Origin of the sequence: Rhizobium sp. Root1220 (genome assembly GCF_001426265.1) — a bacterium.
In the GTDB taxonomy this organism is placed as follows: domain Bacteria; phylum Pseudomonadota; class Alphaproteobacteria; order Rhizobiales; family Rhizobiaceae; genus Rhizobium.
Window position 1 is genome coordinate 180,107 of sequence record NZ_LMDG01000033.1, and the last position, 17,986, is coordinate 198,092.

A 17,986-nucleotide genomic window follows, 5' to 3' on the forward strand; every position below is an offset into this window, starting at 1 on the left:
CGACCGAGCAACGCGGGCTTCCCGAACAAAAGGCTTGCATGCCTTGGCTTTGCCGGTCATGGACAGCGCATGTCAGAACAAAACACACAACGCCTCGACCAGCTTCTCGTCAGCCTCGGGCTTTTCGCCAGCCGCTCGCGGGCACGCGATGCCGTGCAGCGCGGCACCGTGAAGGTTGGCGGAAAGGTGGTCACGAAGGCGGGCGCCCTGTTTGGCGAGGACGCCGCCATCGAAATCGACGACCCGGCGCAGGAATACGTCTCACGCGCGGCCCTGAAGCTCACGGCGGCACTCGATCATTTCAAGCTCGATCCCGCCGGCCATCGATGCGTCGACATCGGCGCCTCGACCGGTGGCTTCACCGAAGTGCTTCTGGAGCGCGGCGCGGCGCATGTCACCGCCATCGATGTCGGCCACGGGCAGATGCACCCTCGTCTCGCCGCCAATTCCCAGGTGACCAACCTCGAGGGACTGAACGCCCGCAACCTCGACGCCGATGATGTCGGCCACCCGATCACGTTCATCGTCTCGGATGTTTCCTTCATCTCGCTAAAGCTGGCGCTCGCCCCTGCTCTCGGCCTTGCCGAGCCCGGCGCGGTCGCAGCACTGCTGGTCAAGCCGCAGTTCGAGGCCGGACGCGATGCGATCGGCAAGGGGGGGATGCTCAAGGACCCCTCCTCTGCCCCCGCTGTCGCCGCTGAACTGGAGCGCTGGCTTGTCGAGGACATGGGCTGGAGCAGCCTTGGCCTCATCCCCTCGCCGATATCAGGTGGCGACGGCAATCAGGAATTTCTACTCGCAGGAACAAAGCCGTGAGCGCTGAAACCGTTACAATCCAGAAGCTGGGTGCGCAGGGAGACGGTATCGTCAACGGCCCCGACGGGCCGGTATATGTGCCTTTCGCGCTGCCGGGCGAGACCGTCGCGATTGCGCGCGTGAAGAGCCATGGAACGGTGATGTCGATTGCTACGGCTTCCCCGGATCGGCAGGAGCCCGCATGTCGACATTTCGGCCTCGACGGCGTCAATGGCACCTGCGGCGGCTGCACCCTGCAGCATATGGGCGATACGGCCTATCGCGCCTTTAAGCGGCAGCTGGTCATCGATGCGCTGAGATCCAAGGGGCTGACGCCCGAGGTGGGCGAGCTTGTCGCGGCCCATCCCGGCGAGCGTCGCCGCGTGGTCTTCGCGGCACGACGAACCGAGAAGGATATGCTGATCGGCTTCAACCAGGCCGAAAGCCACCACATTGTCGGCATCGAGGAATGTCCCATCTCGTCGGCAGCCATTATCGCCAGGCTGCCGGCGATCAAGGCGATCGGTGCGGCGCTCGCCAACAGCGCCGAGGCATTCCGCATTTCCGTCCTCGAGACGCTCTCTGGCCTTGATCTCGCCGTCGACGGCATCAAGAAACTCTCCGACCCGCAGCGCCGCAAGGCGGTCGAAACCGTGCTCGCGACGCGCGGGATCGCGCGCGTATCGCTGAACGGCGAAATTCTCGTCGAGCCTTCCAAGCCACTGCTCGATTTCGGCGGCGTCAACGTCGTTCCGCCACCCGGCGGCTTCACGCAGGCGACCAAGCCGGCGGAAGACGCTATGGCTGAACTGGTTGTGGCGCATGTCGGCAAGGCGAAGCGCATCGCCGATCTGTTTGCCGGCGCCGGCACTTTCTCGCTGCGGCTCGCCCGCATTGGCCGCGTGCATGCTGTAGAAGGCGAGGACAAGCCGCTGGCTGCACTCGATCATGCGGCACGCAACACGCAGGGCATCAAGCCCGTCAGCGTCGAGAAGCGCGATCTCTTCCGTCGGCCGCTGATGACGTCCGAGCTGAAGGTCTACGATGCCGTCGTCTTCGACCCGCCGCGTGCCGGTGCCGAATTCCAGTGCAAGGAACTGGCGCGCTCGACTGTCAAGAAAATCGCCGCCGTCAGCTGCAATCCTCTGACGCTGGCGCGTGATCTCGCACTTCTCGTCGAGGGTGGCTACCGGATCACCAGCGTGACGCCAATCGACCAGTTCCTGTGGACCGCCCATGTCGAGGTGGTGGCGACGCTCGAAAAGTGAGCATCGCGGTCAGCGCACCTTTTCGCTGGCGAGAAAAGGTGCGAGCTGATCGATTTGCATTTTCATAGCTACGACACGAAGCGTGCCAACAATAGCTAGGCAAATCCCAGCTATTCGGAAATAAGAAACGCCCGCGACAGGCGCGGGCGTTTTGTTCATTCCGGAGCGTGTCGGATCAGGCGGCGCGGCGACCGGCCAACGCCGAAGCACCGTAAGATGCTGCCTGAAGGTTGAACTGACCGAGAAGCTGCATGAGCTTTTCCGCTTCCGTCGCCAGGCCGTGGCTTGCGGCGTTCTGCTCCTCGACCATAGCGGCATTCTGCTGCGTACCCTGGTCCATCGTGTTGACCGCGGTGTTGATCTCCGCAAGGCCGGTTGACTGTTCACGGGTGGCCGTCACGATTGCATCGACATGGCGGCTGATTTCCTGCACCTGGCCGACGATGGCCTCGAGCGCCTTGCCGGTGTCTCCCACAAGCGTCACGCCGGAGCGAACCTGGGCATTCGAGGCCGAAATCAGGCTTTCGATCTCCTTGGCCGCACGCGCCGAGCGCTGAGCAAGCTCGCGGACTTCCTGGGCGACGACGGCAAAGCCCTTGCCAGCTTCGCCAGCACGCGCCGCCTCGACGCCGGCGTTGAGCGCCAGCAGGTTGGTCTGGAAGGCGATGTCATCGATGACACTGATGATGTTGGCGATCTTCTGCGAAGATTGTTCGATCTCGGTCATCGCCGAGACCGCCTTGCGGACAATGTTGCCCGACTCCTCAGCGCCACCGCGCGTGCGGGACACGAGACTGCCGGCCTCTTCCGCCCGACGAGCAGTATCCCTTACGGTGGTGGTGATCTCCTCGAGGGCAGCTGCGGTCTCCTCGATGGAAGCGGCCTGCTGTTCGGTGCGGCGGGCCAGGCCGTCCGCGGCATTGCGGATTTCCCCGGCCCCGGCATCGATCGCATGGGCATTGTCGCCAACGTCCTGAAGCGCTTCGCGCAGCTTTGCCACGGAGGCGTTGAAGTCATTGCGCAGGCGGTCAAGATGGTCGGCAAAGGGCGTCTCGATGCGATGCGCGAGATCGCCCTTCGAGAGAGCACCCAGGGCGCCGGCGAGCGCATCGACTGCGTGCTGGATCTCGGCGGTCTCGCGTGCCCTAGACGCCTCGTTGCGCGAACGCTCTTCCTGAGTGTGCGCCCGGTTATCCTCGGCGCTTCGTTCAAGCTCGAGGCGCGCGAAGGAATTGTCGCGGAAGACCGAGACGGCCGCCGCCATCTCGCCAATTTCGTCATGCCGTCCCGCGAAGGGAACGGCGGCATCAATTTCGCCATCGGCGAGCCGTGCCATGCGCACAGCAATCGTCGAGATCGGTCGCGAAATACGCTTCCATGCAAGGTAGGCTGCCGCGATCGCCGCGACGAGCGCCACGGCAAGGCCGGCAACGATCGAGAGAATGCCGGCAAAATAGTTTCCGCCCGCTGCAAGGAGGGCGGCATCGGTCGACTGCCGATCCTTTGCAAGCATGCCGTCGACGAGCGTCTGGATGTTGTTGGCCGACATCGCCAGCTCACCACGATAGAGGGAATTGGCCTGGCTACGCTTGGTGTCGAGGGCAAGCGCGATGATCTTGTCGGCAATCGCCGCGTCATTGCTCAGCGCTTTCTGCAGCCGTCCGAAATTCTGGGTCATGTAATCGCTTTTCGGCTGCTTCTCGAAGGCGTCGATGGCGGCTGTCAGGCGTTGGCGGCGGGTCTTCAGCGTCGTCTCGGCATTGCGAAAATCGGTCTTGCCCGATGCCAGCAGGTAGTCGGCGTAGCTGCGGCGCACGTCGTTTAACGTCGCGACAATCGCGTGCAGCCGTTCCGTGTTGGGAATGTTCTGCGCACCGATCTGCCGTGTGTTGGCTTCGAGGCTCTTCAAGGCAACCGCAGCGATCGCGCCCTGCACCAGGGAAATTGCGACCAGCGATAAAAAGAGAAGCGGAAGCAGCGTTTTTATCTTCATTTTGAACATAGCGTTGTCTCGATGCGGCAGACCGACGCGCCCTCGCCGATCGGCGTCGATCCGCTGTGCGCCTTGTGCCTTGATTGTGCCGGGAAAGGATCCGGACGAGTGTCCGTCCTGCGTCATGCATTGCATGCGACTAGAAAGGAAAATTGGTAAAATTTGATTAAAAGTAATACTTTTACGTGTGTGCGGTCGATTTATCGCCGCATAAAGGCCTCGAAGGCTGCCCGCGCCTCGGCACTGTGCAGACGCGCTGAGAAATGGCGTACTTCTTCGTCGATCCGGGCAATGATCTCCTCGCGGTCGCCGCGAATGAGGTCGCGCGCAATCCGCAGCGCTTCGGGCGGTTTGCCGACGAGCCTGGCGGCTGCCGACAGAGTTGCCGTCTCCACGTCCTCGGGCGCACAGATTTTCCAGACGAGCCCCGCGTCCCTTGCTTCTTCGCCCGAAAACGCCTCGCCCGAAACCAGCAGCGCGAAGGCGCGCTGGCTGCCCATGATGCGGGGCGCGATCAGGCTGGAGGCGGCTTCCGGCACCAGTGCAAGGTCGACGAACGGCGTGCGGAACTGGCTGCGCACGGAGGCGATCGTCAGGTCGCAATGAAAGTGCATCGTCGTGCCGATGCCGATCGCCAATCCGTCGACACCCGAGACCACAGGCTTTTCCGACCGAACCAGCGCGTAGAGAAAATCGACAATCTCGCGCGGCATTCCGCCGCCCATGGCAACAGCCAGAAAGTCGCCAAGATCGTTGCCAGCTGAGAAGCAGCCTTCAGTGCCGAGAAAAGCCGTCACCCGGATCGCGGCATCGCCATCGGCCGCTACCAGCGCCTCGGCCATTTTCGAGTACATTGCCCTCGTAATGGCGTTCTTCTTTTCCGGACGGTTGAAGCGGATGATCTGGACACCGGGATGGGCGGCGGACTGTTCGACGATGACGTGATCGGTCATGGGGTTTCCTCAGGCAAGAACGACGCGAGCGGCAGCAAGGCTCTCGGCGCCATTGATGACCGCGTCTTTGAGGGCGGCCACTTCCGGCAAGAGATTTTCGGCCGCGAAGCGGCAGAGCGCAATACGACCGTTGCCGCCGCCGTCGACGGTCTGCGCAAGGCCGCCCTTGGCAAGATAGCAGCCGGTCAGAACCAGGCCAAACAGCCGCTGGTAGGGCGTAGCGCCGGAAAGCGGTTCCGTCGTCCTACCATCGGCCAGCTGCGCCAAAAGCCAATCCGTAGCCTCCGCGAGATCGGTGATTGCCGCATCCAGCTGGTTGGCCGTCGCGCCGAAGCCATCGAGATTGGAGTTGCGGACGCCATCGGCAATCGTCTTCAGTTCATCGATAAGACCGTGAACCTGCTCGCCCGCCGATAGCGGCAGCTTGCGCGTTACAAGATCGATTGCCTGGATGCCGTTCGTGCCCTCGTAGATCGGCGCAATGCGGGCGTCGCGGAAGTAGCGAGCAGCGCCGGTCTCTTCGATGAAGCCCATGCCGCCATGAACCTGTATGCCGAGCGAGGCGACATCGACGCCGACATCGGTGGAAAAGGATTTGGCGATCGGCGTCAGCAGAGCCGCCCGTTCCTGCCAATGCTGGGTCCGGTCGCCGGCGCGCTGCGCCATGTCCGTCGCGTGGGCGCAGGTGTAGGAAATCGCGCGCGCCCCCTGCGTTAGCGCCTTCATCGTCAACAGCATCCGGGCAACGTCGGGATGCTCGATGATCGGGCTCATGCCGGTTCCGATCCAGCCCGGGGCCTTGCCCTGCGTGCGCTCCCTGGCGTAGGCGATTGCCTTCTGGGTCGCGGCTTCGGCGATCGCGACGCCTTGCATGCCAACCGCCAGCCGCGCGTTGTTCATCATCGTGAACATACAGGCGAGCCCCTTGTTCTCCTCGCCAACCAGCCAGCCGATCGCGCCCTTCTCCGCACCAAACCTGCCGTCGCCATAGATCATTGTGCAGGTCGGCGAACCGTGAATGCCGAGCTTGTGCTCAAGCGAATGGCAGAACAGGTCGTTGCGGGCGCCAAGCGAGCCATCCGCTTTGACGAGGAACTTCGGCACGAGAAACAGCGAGATGCCCCGCGTTCCGGCCGGCGCATCCGGCAGGCGGGCAAGGACGAGGTGAACAATGTTCTCCGCCGCGTCATGTTCGCCCCATGTGATGAATATCTTCTGGCCGAAGATACGGTAGGTGCCATCGTCGCGGCGCTCGGCGCGGGCCTTCAGCACGCCGAGATCGGAACCGGCATGCGGTTCCGTCAGGTTCATCGTTCCGGTCCATTCGCCTGAAACGAGCCTGGCGAGATAGGTAGCCTTCAGCGCCTCGGAGCCGTGCGCATGAACCGCGTCGACCGCGCCCATCGTAAGGGTCGGGCAGAGTGCGAAGGCCGTCGAGCCGGAGTTCCACATTTCGAGTGCGGCGACGTTCAGCATGTGCGGGAGCGCCTGGCCGCCGTATGCCTCCGGTGCGGTAAGGCCATTCCAGCCGCCAGCGATCCAGTTGCCGTAAAGCTCTCGCCAGCCGTCCGGCGTTGTCACCTTGCCGTCCACGAGCCGTGAGCCCTGGCGGTCGCCGACGTCGGCAAGTGGCGCGACCTCATCGGTTGCAAAGCGCCCTGCTTCCGAAAGGATGGCATCGACCAGATCTTCGTCGAGCCCGCCGAGCAGACCATTCTCGATAGACGCTCCCAAGCCCGCAACGTGCTTCAGGGTGAACGCAATCTCATCGACGGGCGCCTTGTACATGCCACTCTCCTCGCATCACGGGTCGGGAGCCTCGCAAACCTCCCATTTCCTCCATCCGCAGAGCTAATTGATTTTTACGTAAACGTCAATTTCAAAGAGGATACTTCCCGTAGCCTTGCAGCGCGACGACTCTGCTTTTGCTCTTGCGCACTTGCACAAACAATCGTCATGGAGAATGTCTAAACAGATAGATCGCCATTGCATAAGGGACAGGCCAACTTGGATACATTGCCCGTCAACATACCGGGGCTCGTCTGGGCCTACCGGTTCCCGCCGGAGGGCGGCAAGGCCATTCGCCTGCAGAACAGCGCGCTGCAGGCGGAACTGACGAACGGCGGCGGCTTCTACTGGCTGCATCTCAACCTTGCCGATGCGCGTGTTCCCGCCTTGCTCGACGGCCTTGAGGGCCTGAACGACGATGCCAGGTCGGCTTTGACGACGCGCGACACCCATTCGGCCGTCACCGTGGATGAACAGATGCTTTATGGCACGCTTGTCGATTGCCAGCGGGAGTTCGATCACGAGACCGCCGACCTCGGCTGGCTGCATTTCGCCATCTCGGACCGCTTCATCATCACCAGCCGGCTTCAGCCGCTACGCAGCGTCGAGCGGGCCAGGATGCTGATCGAAAAGAACCCGGCAAAGTTTGCACGGCCCGTCGACCTGTTCGAGGCCTTGGTGATCGAGTTTCAGCGCACGCTCATCTCGATTGTCATGGAGATGACCGAGCAGCTGAACGTCATCGAGGATTACGTCTACGACAACACGCCGCGCGACGAGCGGCGGCGCCTGGCACCCGTGCGGCGCACGGTGGTCAGGCTACACCGCCATCTCAGGACCGTGCTCAGCCTGATGCGACGCGCCGCGGCCTCGGATGATGAAGAGATGCCCTTCGGTTTCGAGGATATCGCCGCACGCCTGACGAGCCGACTCGAATCCGTCGACCACGACATCTATGCGCTGCAGGATCGCGCACGGCTGCTGCACGAAGAAATCGATTCGAAGCTCTCGACCGAAACCAACCGCCATCTATACATTCTCTCGCTGATGACGGCTTTCCTGCTGCCGCCCACCCTCGTCACCGGCTTCTTCGGGATGAACACCGCGAACCTCCCCTTTGCCCAGGGCTCCGGCGGCACCGAGTATGCCATCGGCCTGATCGTCGCCTCGATCCTGCTGGCCTGGTGGCTGCTAAAGCGGGTCGATATCCTCTGAAACGAAAAGCCCGGCATTACTGCCGGGCCCGGAACTGCGGATGCAGAGGGTCGCATCAATAGGGCGAAACACACTGCTGGCGCGGGCCGTTGTACGGCTGAAACGTGTTGTCGTAGGCACGGTAGGAACGATACCGCTGCTCACACCAGGCGACGTGCCCCGAGCCAACCGGCTCGGCATAACGCGGCTGCGCGGCAATTGCACCGCCAATGATCGCGCCCGCGCCGAACGCGGCGAGCGGATACCAGTAGCCGTTATAGTGGCGATAGCCGTCGCGATAATAGGGATATCCGCGATAGCCGCCATACCAGCCGGTTCGATAGGCAGGACGGTAGGCCGGACGAGCCCCGGGATAATAGCCCGGTTGATACCCTGGTCGAAAGCCCGGCTGATAGCCGCAGCGTCCGTAGCGGCAGTATTGGACGTTCTGCAGATCGCCGGATTTCTCCACCTGCGGTGCAGATGGCATCTGTACAGCCTGCGACGGAACAAAGCTGCCAATGAACATTGCCGACGAAAAGACGGCAATGGCTATCTTCTTGAATGCTCCAGTCATAAAGTCTCCAATCAAGTTGGAATTAATGCGAATGGGAACGCGCAAAGCGAAGGAACGTTCCATCCGCCTCATCGTCGCGGGTCGTCGCCCATTTTTCCCTTTTAGGCGATCTCCGATTAACCGAACATTAACCGGATTTCACCACCCTCGTTATATGAAGCGATACTGTAGAAAACTCAGTCTCCGTTTTCTGCTTCTGGCCCTCGCGGCCGGAGTGCCGCAGCAGGCCTCGGCCACCGACACGCTCCCCTGGAAGGACCCTTCAAACGCCCTCGTCGTCGACGCCTACGAGTTGAACACGATCGACTGGGAATCCCTGCTCTCCGACAAGCGGATCGCCGCCTTCATCTCGAAAGCCTCCGACGGACTGCCGGAAACCTTTGACTGCAGCGGCGACCACGGCGGCGACACCGTCGCCCACTGCAGGACCATGTGGCGCAAGTATTCCGTCAGTCGCGAGCTATTCCAGACCAGGCGCCTTGTCGCCAGGGCGGCCGGGCTGCTGTGGGGCTCGTATCATCTCGCCCGCCCCGGCAATCCCATCGATCAGGCCAACCACTTCCTGGACTACGCCGCGCCCAAGGACGACGAAATGATGATCCTCGATATCGAGGGGATCGATCCCCAGAAGTTCATGTCCCTCGAGGACGCCCAGATATTCGCGGGCCATATCCGGGCGCGAACGGGGCGTTATCCGGTCCTCTACACAAACCACAACACAGCCCGCTATATCGCCGCCTATCGCAACGACTACCCGGTCCTGGCACGGCTGCCGATCTGGTACGCACGCTACAAGCCAGAGGTCAAAGGCGTGTTCCCGATGGGAAACTGGGACAACTACCTTCTCTGGCAATTCTCCTCCGGCAGCAATTGCGGCAAGCGTCGTTGCCCCTATCGGGTGCCGGGCACGCTCACCGACATCGATGTCAACGTGGCCCCCATGGACAAGCCGGAACTCGCCAAGATATGGGCGCAGGGCAATCTCCTTCCCGCTCGCGAGCCGGATCCGCCGCTCATTCTTGCGAAGATAGAAATGATGCCGCGCGAAGCGCCGGTAGTCTGCGTCGCATCAAGCGGACCTCCCCCGCTTGCATTTGACCCCGTCGTCACGTCGTCCGTCCCGCGTCGAGAAGCCAACGCTCGTGGCTACCGGGACTTCTGATATCCGGAAACGATTGCGGCCCCGCCTGCAGAGCGGAGCCGCTTGGAGATCGGATGGCTGTTTTCAGGCGACGACCGAAAGCTTGGCCTGATCGCCCTGCAGACGGTTGACCATGAACGCCGAATACCATTCGAGGAACTGCATGACGCCCCCCTCGTGCAGCATCGAGTACGGACCTGGCTCGTAGGCGGGGGAATGGATGCCGAAGGCATTTTCCTCGACGATGCGGCGATCCTGATCGTTGGTCTCGGTCCAGACGTGCGTCAACTCCTCGAGATTGTAGTCGACGCCTTCGACGGCATCCTTGTGAACGAGCCACTTGGTCGTGACCTGCGTCTCGTTGGCGCTGAGCGGCAGGACGCGGAAGGAGATCGCGTGATCGCCGAGAATATGGTTCCAGGTCGTCGGGTAGTGGAACAGCAGCATGGTGCCGATCCGGTCGATGGTCACGTCGCTGGACAGCGGCCGCGCGACCGCACGCCGGCCCGACATGGTATAGCTCTCGGCATCCTCGATCAGCGGCATACGAGCGGTGCGGAACTGGCCGTCCGGCGAGATCTGGAACTTGCTCGGCAGGCCTGCCGCCTCGCAGCGCGCCCAGTGTCCGGCAATTTCCGGATCATCCGCGCCGCCATCGGTGCCGGTGACGCTTGGAGCCTCGGGATAGGTGCGGCATAGCTCTGGATGATTGGCCGCGCAGTGGTAGCACTCGCGGTTGTTTTCCCAGACGAGCTTCCAGTTGCCCTTCTCGACGATGGTGCTCTGGAAGGCGACCTTCGCCTCGCTCAGATGATGCGGCAGCATGTAGGGCGTCACCATGTCGCGAACCGGCTGGAAGTCTGGTGCGGTCTGGGCGAGACAGATGAAGATGTAGCCGCCGAAGCTCTCGCAATGAACCGGCTTGAGGCCATAACCGCTCTTGTCGAAATCGTCGCCCATGTGGCGGGCAAACGCGAGCTTGCCGTCCAGATCGTAGGTCCACTGGTGATAGGGGCAAACGAGGCGAACCGAAGAGCCGTGCTCCTTGGTGCAAACGCGCGAGCCGCGATGGCGACAGCTGTTGTGGAACGCGCGGATGACGTTGTCGCGGCCGCGCACGATCACGACGGGATAGTCACCGATCTGAACCGTGAAATAGGCACCAGCCTTCGGCAGTTCGCAATCATGGCCCATGAACAGCCAGTCGCGATAATAGATCATTTCCATATCGAGCTTGAAGTAGTCCTCATCGATATAGAAGGCCTGTTCCAGGCTGAAGCCTTCGCGGCGGTTCTTGAGCTGTCGCAATGCGTTGCTGCGAATATCCATCTGCATGTCCTCGTACATTCGGGTCCGCCTGCTGAGAAACGAAACCACCCTGCTTTCCTCCCACGCGGGAGACATTCTATATGAACGGTATTTAACCACCGCGCGCTTCGCGCTTTCGGTTGTAAAGCGACATCGGCTTCGAAATTGGCGACAGCCGGAAAAACCCTTGGCAATCGCCCGACAGGACCAATGACGCATCCGCGCGGCGCCGAGTTATCACCGATTACGACATGTGCGCAATCCACTGGTGCACATGGGTTTCCCGCTGACCTGAATTTCAGTATTCCATTTGCGACACGAATGGCAAGAGGTCACGGCTGACGCGGCTTCAATGTCGATTTAATGCGGTGTTAAGCATGATTGCCTATCCTTGCCGGCATCTGACACGCATGCGGAATACCCATCATGGCGAAACTTCGCTATTTCGACGCCAGCAACGACCCCAACGACCCGAGCAACGCGCCGGTCGCCTCGCACTCCGAGTTTCTGCGTACCGGAAAGATCACGCGGGAGCGGAGACACTGGCTGGCAGCCGAACGCCGCTATCTGACACACGATGAGGTCGCGGAGAAAACCGCGACGAAGCTGCAGAGCGCCGGCGTGAAGACGCACCAACATATCAATGGCTTCCACCGCTCGATCCAGTTTCCGAAGATGGTGTTCCATCGGACGCTGAAGGACAGCCCGCATCTCGGCTATTGCCACGTCACGGCTGCGCGAACCAAGTTTGCGCGCTACGAAGAAGTCAGCTGGGCGTTCTACATCGCGAATTTCTTCTCGGATATTGGCGACAACGACAATTTCTTCCGTCACATCGATGTGAAATATTCCCGCATGTACTTCGCCGTCGCCATCAGGCCCGACGAACATACCGCGGAAAAGCTGACGATCGACCGTTCCGTCCGTGGCAACGGGTTGCTATTCCGCACCCATGATCCACAGATCGCGATCAGGAACGTGCTTCTGCTCGGCGCTCGCAACGAGCAGCTTCGCGAGATCATTCGCCAGCTCTGATCGGATCATCGGCCAGCTCTGATATTGATCGCGGCGCCGGGAAGGCATAAGGACTGCCGGACGCAAACCCGGATGGCACATGGCGCGATCGATCGATATCATGAAAGACAGGCAGGAGGCCATCGAGGCCGGCTGCGACGTGCTTGGCCAGGGATTTCCGATCGCCATCCCAACGGAGACGGTTTACGGTCTTGCCGCCGACGCCACCAATCCCGCCGCGATCGCCCACATCTACGAAACCAAGGGCCGCCCGCGCTTCAACCCGTTGATCTGCCACATGGCCGACCTCGCAATGGCGGAAGATCACGCCGAGTTCGACCCGGTCTCGCGTGCGTTGGCCGAGGCTTTCTGGCCCGGGCCGCTGACGATCGTTGTGCCGCTGAAGCCACAAAGCACCATCCACTCACTGGCGACAGCCGGTTTGGATACCGTCGGTATCCGCGTGCCCGTGGGCTTTGCCGGCGAACTGATCCACGCCTTCGGGCGGCCGCTCGCAGCACCGAGCGCCAACACCTCGGGCAAGATCAGCGCCACCAGTGCCGAACATGTCGAGGCCGACCTCGGGGATAAGATCAGGCTGATCCTCGACGCCGGCGCCAGCGCTGTCGGCGTGGAATCCACCATCGTCAAGATCGAGAACGGCAGGGTCCGGCTGTTGCGCCCGGGCGGACTGCCGGCGTCCGAGATCGAACATGTCGCAAAACAGAAGCTCCTGCGGTCGAGAAGAGCTTCGGCGGCGATCGAGGCGCCGGGCATGCTCGCCTCGCATTATGCGCCGGGCGCGGCTGTCCGGCTCGACGCGACGCGGGTCGAGGAGAACGAAGCCCTGGTCGCTTTCGGAAGCGCCGCCATAACCGGGGCCGCGAACGCGCGGATCGTGCTCAATCTCAGCCGCAGTGGCGACCTGGCCGAGGCTGCCGCCAATCTCTTCGACTACATGAAGAAAGCCGACGCCACCGGCGCGGCCACGATTGCGTTCACCACCATTCCAGACGATGGCCTCGGCGAGGCAATCAACGACCGGCTGCGCCGCGCCGCAGCACCACGCGAATAATCAAAAAGGACTGGATCGATGGGCACCAGCGTTTCTCCCGAACTCCTCGACCGTTTCATCGCCATCGTCGGCGAGAAGCACGCTTTGCGCAGCGAGGCCGACCTTGCGCCGCACCTCATCGAGAACCGCGGCCTCTACCACGGCTCCTCTCCGCTGCTGTTGAAGCCGGGTTCTGTCGACGAGGTCTCCGGCATCCTGAAGCTCGCGAGCGAAACCGGTACGGCTGTCGTGCCGCAGACCGGCAATACCGGCCTTGTCGGCGGCCAGACGCCGCGCGAGGGCAAGTCCGACATCATCATTTCGCTTGAGAGAATGAACCGGATTCGCGACGTCGACCCGGTTGCCAATGTGCTCGTGGCCGAGGGTGGCGCAATCCTCGCCGAGGTGCAGAAGGCGGCCGAGGCGCACGGGCGACTCTTTCCGCTTTCACTGGGGTCCGAAGGCTCCTGCCGAATCGGCGGCAATCTCTCCACAAATGCCGGAGGTACAGCTGTGCTAGCCTACGGTAACATGCGCCACCTCTGCCTTGGCCTTGAAGTGGTACTGCCGACCGGGGAAATCTGGGACGGGATGCGCCGTCTCAAGAAGGACAACACCGGCTATGATCTGCGCGATCTCTTCATCGGCGCCGAGGGTACGCTCGGCATCATTACTGGCGCCGTCCTGAGGCTCTTTCCGCAACCGCTCGGCAAGCAGGTCGCCTTTGCCGGCCTCAATTCGGTGGCGGACGCGCTTTCGCTCTTCAATCTGGCGTCCAGCCTGTGCGGCACGTCGCTGACCGGCTTCGAGCTGATGCCGCGGTTCGGCGTCGAAATTACCGTTCGCAATATTGACGGCGTCCGCGATCCGCTGGAATCGGAGCATCCGTGGTATGTGCTGATCGATATCTCCACCTCCGATTCTGCCGAGACGGCCGAGCGGATGATGACGGCCCTGCTCGAACAGGGGTTCGAGGCGGGGTTCGTACAGGATGCGGCGATCGCCTCGTCCGTGGCGCAGCAGAAGGCGCTGTGGCACATGCGTGAAAGCATGTCGGACGCGCAGAAACCCGAAGGCGGATCGATCAAGCACGACGTTTCCGTTCCGGTATCCCGGATCCCCCACTTCATGCAGGAAGCCGGCGAAGCAGTGATGGCCGCCATGCCCGGCGCGCGCATCTGCGCCTTCGGCCACATGGGCGACGGCAATATCCACTACAACATCTCCCAGCCCGTCGGGGCCGACAAGCAGGCGTTCCTCGAACGGTGGCGCGAGATGAACCATATCGTCCACGGCTTCGTTCTCGCGCACGACGGATCGATCTCTGCCGAGCACGGTATCGGTCAGTTGAAGCGCGACGAACTGGCGTTTATCCGCCCTGCAATCGAGATGGATCTGATGCGCCGCATCAAACGTGCCTTCGACCCGGCCAACATCATGAACCCGGGCAAGGTCATCGATATCGCCTAGGTGCTACCTGCCTTCAGACAGAGGTTCATGTGCCGCCGTTGGTCAGGATCATCAGGGCCGGCGAGCTATTGCTGTTGTTTTGGAGATCGTACATGGCGGTGAACCGCTTCATCAGCTTGTCGACCTTCTTCGGATCCTGAAGATCGCTGAGATTGACAAATTTCTTGAGAAGGCCGACCTGCTTGTCGACGTCCATGCCCGATATTCCGGTTGGCAGGCTGTAGGTCGTGGTGATGACCTGGAACAGCGCCTTGTCGCCAAGGATGGAATACAGCGACGTAATGCCGGGCGCCTTGCGGGTGAAATAGAGCGCTAGGCGTACGCCGTCATTGGTTTCACCCTGCTGTGTCTCCAGCGTCTGCTGGAGGTAACTCTGCTGGGTCCGGTCCTCAGCGCCGGTGTTCTGCACCGCGCCGATCTTGGCCCGGGTCAGGTCGCCCTTGGTATCGAAGTTGAAGTCGGCGACGATGTCCTTGAACGCCGACTCGGCCTTAGTGTTCAGGTAGCTCTTCGGATCGGACGGATCGGAGGTGAAAATTTTCCTCAAAGTCTCCTCGTCGAACTTCTTGGGATCGAACCCATTCGCCTTCAATACGAAGCTGGTCAGCTTGTCGTTTTTCAGGAAGTCGTCCAGCGACTTTACTTCAGCCATGCCCTTGGCAAAGTTGTTGACGGCGGTCGTCGCATCCTTTGCTGCCTTGTCCTTGAGCGAGCCGTCATCCATCCCCATCGTCGCGCGCGACTTGTAGTTCGTCGCATACTTGGCCATGACAGCGGGAGACAGCGCCTGAACCTCGGATGCGATCTTGCCATCGCTGCCGAAGTTGAAGGCGCGCACAAGGTTGGTGATGCGCTCGTCCTTGAACGAGGCAACATAGCCCTCGGGGTCGTAGGGATCGCTCTTCAGGAGCTTGCGCATCGTCGAGCGCGGCACATCCTGCTCCGTCAAGCCGTAGGCTCGCAGAGCCATCTGATACGGATCGGGGAGATTGTCATTGCTCTTGTCCAAATCGGCGGTCTTGTTACTGCGCAGGAAATCGTCGACTTTCTTGACGTTGTCGTCGGACAAACGGTCTTTGTAGTTGGCCACTGCATCGTCGATCGCTTCCTGCTGGGCGTCGTCGTAACGAACGCTGTAGCCATCGGTGGTGTCCAGCAGCTGGGTGCTGTTTTGCGGACCGGATACCGGAGCAGCCGATCCGTCCGCGGCAAAGCTGAACGCAGCATTGAGGCTGCCGAAGCCGCGCGATGCCGCGAAGGCGGAATCCGTCAGGATGCTCTTCAGGTCCGCGTCGTTGAGGTCGGAAGGAACGCCATAGAGCGTCCTGACGAAGCTATTCAGCCTTTGGTCTCCAAGCAGTTGATCGACGCTGGCGACTGTACTTATGGCGCCTTGGTAGTAGCTGAGGTTTGCACTGCCTCTGGAACTCGTAGATCGCGCCTGGGCAGACGTCTGGGCGTTGACGTCGTCCGGCACGCTACCATCTGCACGGAAATTGAAGGCGTCATGAACCTCATCATAGCCGAGAAGGCCGGCATAGCTGGAGTCGGTAAGGATGCTTCTCAGGTTCGCATCGCTCAGGGTCTGCGGCAGGCCGAAGGCATCCTTGATATAACGCGTCAGCGTCGTATCCGCGATAAGGTCGTCGACGTTGGTGATCGTTACGATCTTTGCCTGGTAGGCAGTTCGCATGCCATCGGACAAGCCCGCCATCGAAGCCAGCTGCTCCGGCGTTTGCGAGGCGTAGGACGCGGCAAGTCCGCCGGTGGACGTGAAATTGAACGCCTCGTGCAAGCTGCTGTAGCCCATCGTCGCGGCGGCAGCCGGATCGGTGAAGATCGTCCGCATGTCGGCATCGCTGATCGTGGATGATACGTTGTAGGCGTTGCGCAGGTAGCTAACGGTGCGGGCGTCCGCCATCAAGTCATTGACGCTGGTGAAATCGCCAACCTTTCCGCGGAAGTAGCTCCGGTTTGCAGTGACGCCTGCAACCGTTTCCTCGCGTTGTGCGGATTTCTGCACCTCTGTTCCATTCAGAGTGCCATCCGCGTTGAAGTTGAACGCGGCGTTGACCTTGCTTTGTCCGACACTGGTGGCGTAGGCCGGATCGGTCAGGATGCTCCGCAGCTCGGTATTGCTGAAGTTCCAGCCCAGTCCATAGGCGTCCTTGATGAAGGCCGTGAGCTTCGGGTCTGCAAGGAGATCATCGACGTCAGCAATGGTGCCGCTGATAATCTTGTCGGCGTACTCGCCAGATACGACATTGCCCTGAGCAAGCGCGGCCGACGTCTGGGCCGACGACTGCGCCCGTGACGTCGTTGCGACAGTGCCGTCCGATTTGAAATTGAACGCTTGATAGACCTGATCAAGATCCATCGTATGTGCATAGGCGGGATCGGTCAGCACGACCCTGAAGGCGGCCTTGCTGAAATCCGGAGCCATGCTGAAGGCTGTCTTGATGTAGGACGTAAGCCTGTCGTCGGCGAGCAGATCGTCGACGTTGGTTATCGAGCCGATCTTGGACAGGTAATAGGCCTTGTTGTAGTCCGCTGCGACCGGCGTCACGATCGAGGGTACAGTCAGGTTGTACCGCTCCATGACTGCGTCTTTCTGGATCGCGGTCTGCGCCGCACCATTGACCGTACCGTCGGCATTGAAGCTGAACTGTGCCGCGAGCGCCTTGTACTTGTCGTTGCCGTTGACGTTGACGAAGCTGTTGGGATCATTGATGTCGCTGGTCAGCACCTGCGCCAGGAAGTCGGCTGAAGCATAGGTCGGATCAATGCCGTAGGCTTTCAGCAAGTAGGTGCGGGCGCGACGGTCGCCGACAAGGTCGGAGACATTCTGCACATCATCCATTGCGCCGCTGTAGTAGTCCGTTTCGGCGGCAGCGGTCTTGCTTTCGTCCGCGAAGGACTGCGTGTAGAGACCGATGAGGTCGTCCTCCTGCGCGGCACTCTGGGCGTCGGCTGCGGGCGCATTGAAATTGAACGCAGCCGCAAATTCCCTGTATCGCGTGTCAGAAAGCTTGTTGGCGAAACTGTCGGGATCGGTGAGGTCGCTTTCCAGGACCTTCTTCATGAACGCTTTGGCGTACGTCATGTCATCGAGACCGTGGGCGGTCATCGCGTAACTGAAGATCCGATAGTTACCGACAAAATCATCCACATCTTTGATCTTGTTGATGTTTTCCTTGTAGTACTCGGCGTCGCGCTTGACGATTGCCTGCGAAGCGACACGATCGAGGCTCTGCTTCATGTTCCCTGTCAATATGTTGTAGGCCATCGAAGCAGAGATCATAACGCGCCCTTTGCCGGCAAAGTCTTTGAAGAATGACAGATCGGTCCTGCCTTATTCTGCTTCAAAAAGCTTACCCGAGACTTACCCCAGCTCTGTCGCGAGATGGCACAAGTCGCGTTCACCCTCCGGA

13 protein-coding genes are annotated in these 17,986 nt (G+C 61.2%); 7 read left to right on the top strand and 6 right to left on the bottom strand.

The features are described 5' to 3' along the window. Positions 1-69 precede the first annotated feature (69 nt). The gene (locus ASC90_RS20035) at positions 70-816 is read left to right on the top strand and encodes a TlyA family RNA methyltransferase (protein WP_056544922.1); all 747 of its coding nucleotides are present in this window, start codon (positions 70-72) and stop codon (positions 814-816) included. Then, positions 813-2,063, top strand: a complete 1,251-nt coding sequence (locus ASC90_RS20040; RefSeq protein ID WP_056544192.1) for a class I SAM-dependent RNA methyltransferase — start codon at positions 813-815, stop codon at positions 2,061-2,063. The genes ASC90_RS20035 and ASC90_RS20040 overlap by 4 nt, the downstream gene beginning before the upstream one ends. 175 nt (positions 2,064-2,238) lie before the next feature. On the opposite strand, the gene ASC90_RS20045 is transcribed toward ASC90_RS20040, so the two are convergent. From ASC90_RS20045 to ASC90_RS20055, 3 genes are all read right to left on the bottom strand, one after another. Next, on the bottom strand, positions 2,239-4,065 hold the full coding sequence (locus tag ASC90_RS20045; RefSeq protein ID WP_056544924.1) for a HAMP domain-containing methyl-accepting chemotaxis protein: 1,827 nt from the start codon (positions 4,063-4,065) through the stop codon (positions 2,239-2,241). Between the two features lie 191 nt (positions 4,066-4,256). Further along, on the bottom strand, positions 4,257-5,009 hold the full coding sequence (locus tag ASC90_RS20050) for a crotonase/enoyl-CoA hydratase family protein (RefSeq protein WP_056544195.1): 753 nt from the start codon (positions 5,007-5,009) through the stop codon (positions 4,257-4,259). Positions 5,010-5,018: 9 nt separating this feature from the next. Further along, entirely contained in the window at positions 5,019-6,797 is a 1,779-nt protein-coding gene (locus tag ASC90_RS20055; protein ID WP_056544199.1) for an acyl-CoA dehydrogenase, read from the bottom strand. A gap of 219 nt (positions 6,798-7,016) precedes the next feature. Between ASC90_RS20055 and ASC90_RS20060 the strand changes: the two genes are divergently transcribed. Then, positions 7,017-8,012, top strand: a complete 996-nt coding sequence (locus ASC90_RS20060; RefSeq protein WP_056544927.1) for a transporter — start codon at positions 7,017-7,019, stop codon at positions 8,010-8,012. Between the two features lie 55 nt (positions 8,013-8,067). Here the strand turns inward: ASC90_RS20060 and ASC90_RS20065 are convergent, their stop codons facing one another. After that, entirely contained in the window at positions 8,068-8,568 is a 501-nt protein-coding gene (locus ASC90_RS20065) for a BA14K family protein (protein ID WP_056544930.1), read from the bottom strand. A 154-nt stretch (positions 8,569-8,722) separates the two neighbouring features. On the opposite strand from ASC90_RS20065, the gene ASC90_RS20070 reads away from it, so the two are divergent. Then, a complete protein-coding gene (locus ASC90_RS20070; RefSeq protein WP_082519998.1) occupies positions 8,723-9,730 on the top strand; it encodes a GH25 family lysozyme in 1,008 nt (335 codons plus the stop codon). Between the two features lie 63 nt (positions 9,731-9,793). On the opposite strand, the gene ASC90_RS20075 is transcribed toward ASC90_RS20070, so the two are convergent. After that, the gene (locus ASC90_RS20075; RefSeq protein WP_056544935.1) at positions 9,794-11,038 is read right to left on the bottom strand and encodes an aromatic ring-hydroxylating dioxygenase subunit alpha; all 1,245 of its coding nucleotides are present in this window, start codon (positions 11,036-11,038) and stop codon (positions 9,794-9,796) included. Between the two features lie 405 nt (positions 11,039-11,443). Here ASC90_RS20075 and ASC90_RS20080 point away from each other — a divergent pair, with 405 nt between their 5' ends. The 3 genes from ASC90_RS20080 (at position 11,444) to ASC90_RS20090 (ending at position 14,555) form a co-directional block, all read left to right on the top strand. Beyond that, positions 11,444-12,052 carry a DUF6656 family protein gene (locus ASC90_RS20080; RefSeq protein WP_056544202.1) on the top strand — a complete coding sequence of 203 codons (609 nt, stop codon included), beginning with the start codon at positions 11,444-11,446 and terminating at the stop codon, positions 12,050-12,052. Positions 12,053-12,131: 79 nt separating this feature from the next. After that, positions 12,132-13,106 carry an L-threonylcarbamoyladenylate synthase gene (locus ASC90_RS20085; protein ID WP_056544205.1) on the top strand — a complete coding sequence of 325 codons (975 nt, stop codon included), beginning with the start codon at positions 12,132-12,134 and terminating at the stop codon, positions 13,104-13,106. Between the two features lie 18 nt (positions 13,107-13,124). After that, positions 13,125-14,555 carry an FAD-binding oxidoreductase gene (locus ASC90_RS20090; RefSeq protein ID WP_056544208.1) on the top strand — a complete coding sequence of 477 codons (1,431 nt, stop codon included), beginning with the start codon at positions 13,125-13,127 and terminating at the stop codon, positions 14,553-14,555. A 25-nt stretch (positions 14,556-14,580) separates the two neighbouring features. Here ASC90_RS20090 and ASC90_RS20095 read toward each other — a convergent pair whose 3' ends face one another. Then, on the bottom strand, positions 14,581-17,856 hold the full coding sequence (locus ASC90_RS20095; RefSeq protein WP_056544211.1) for a DUF1217 domain-containing protein: 3,276 nt from the start codon (positions 17,854-17,856) through the stop codon (positions 14,581-14,583). Positions 17,857-17,986: the final 130 nt, after the last annotated feature.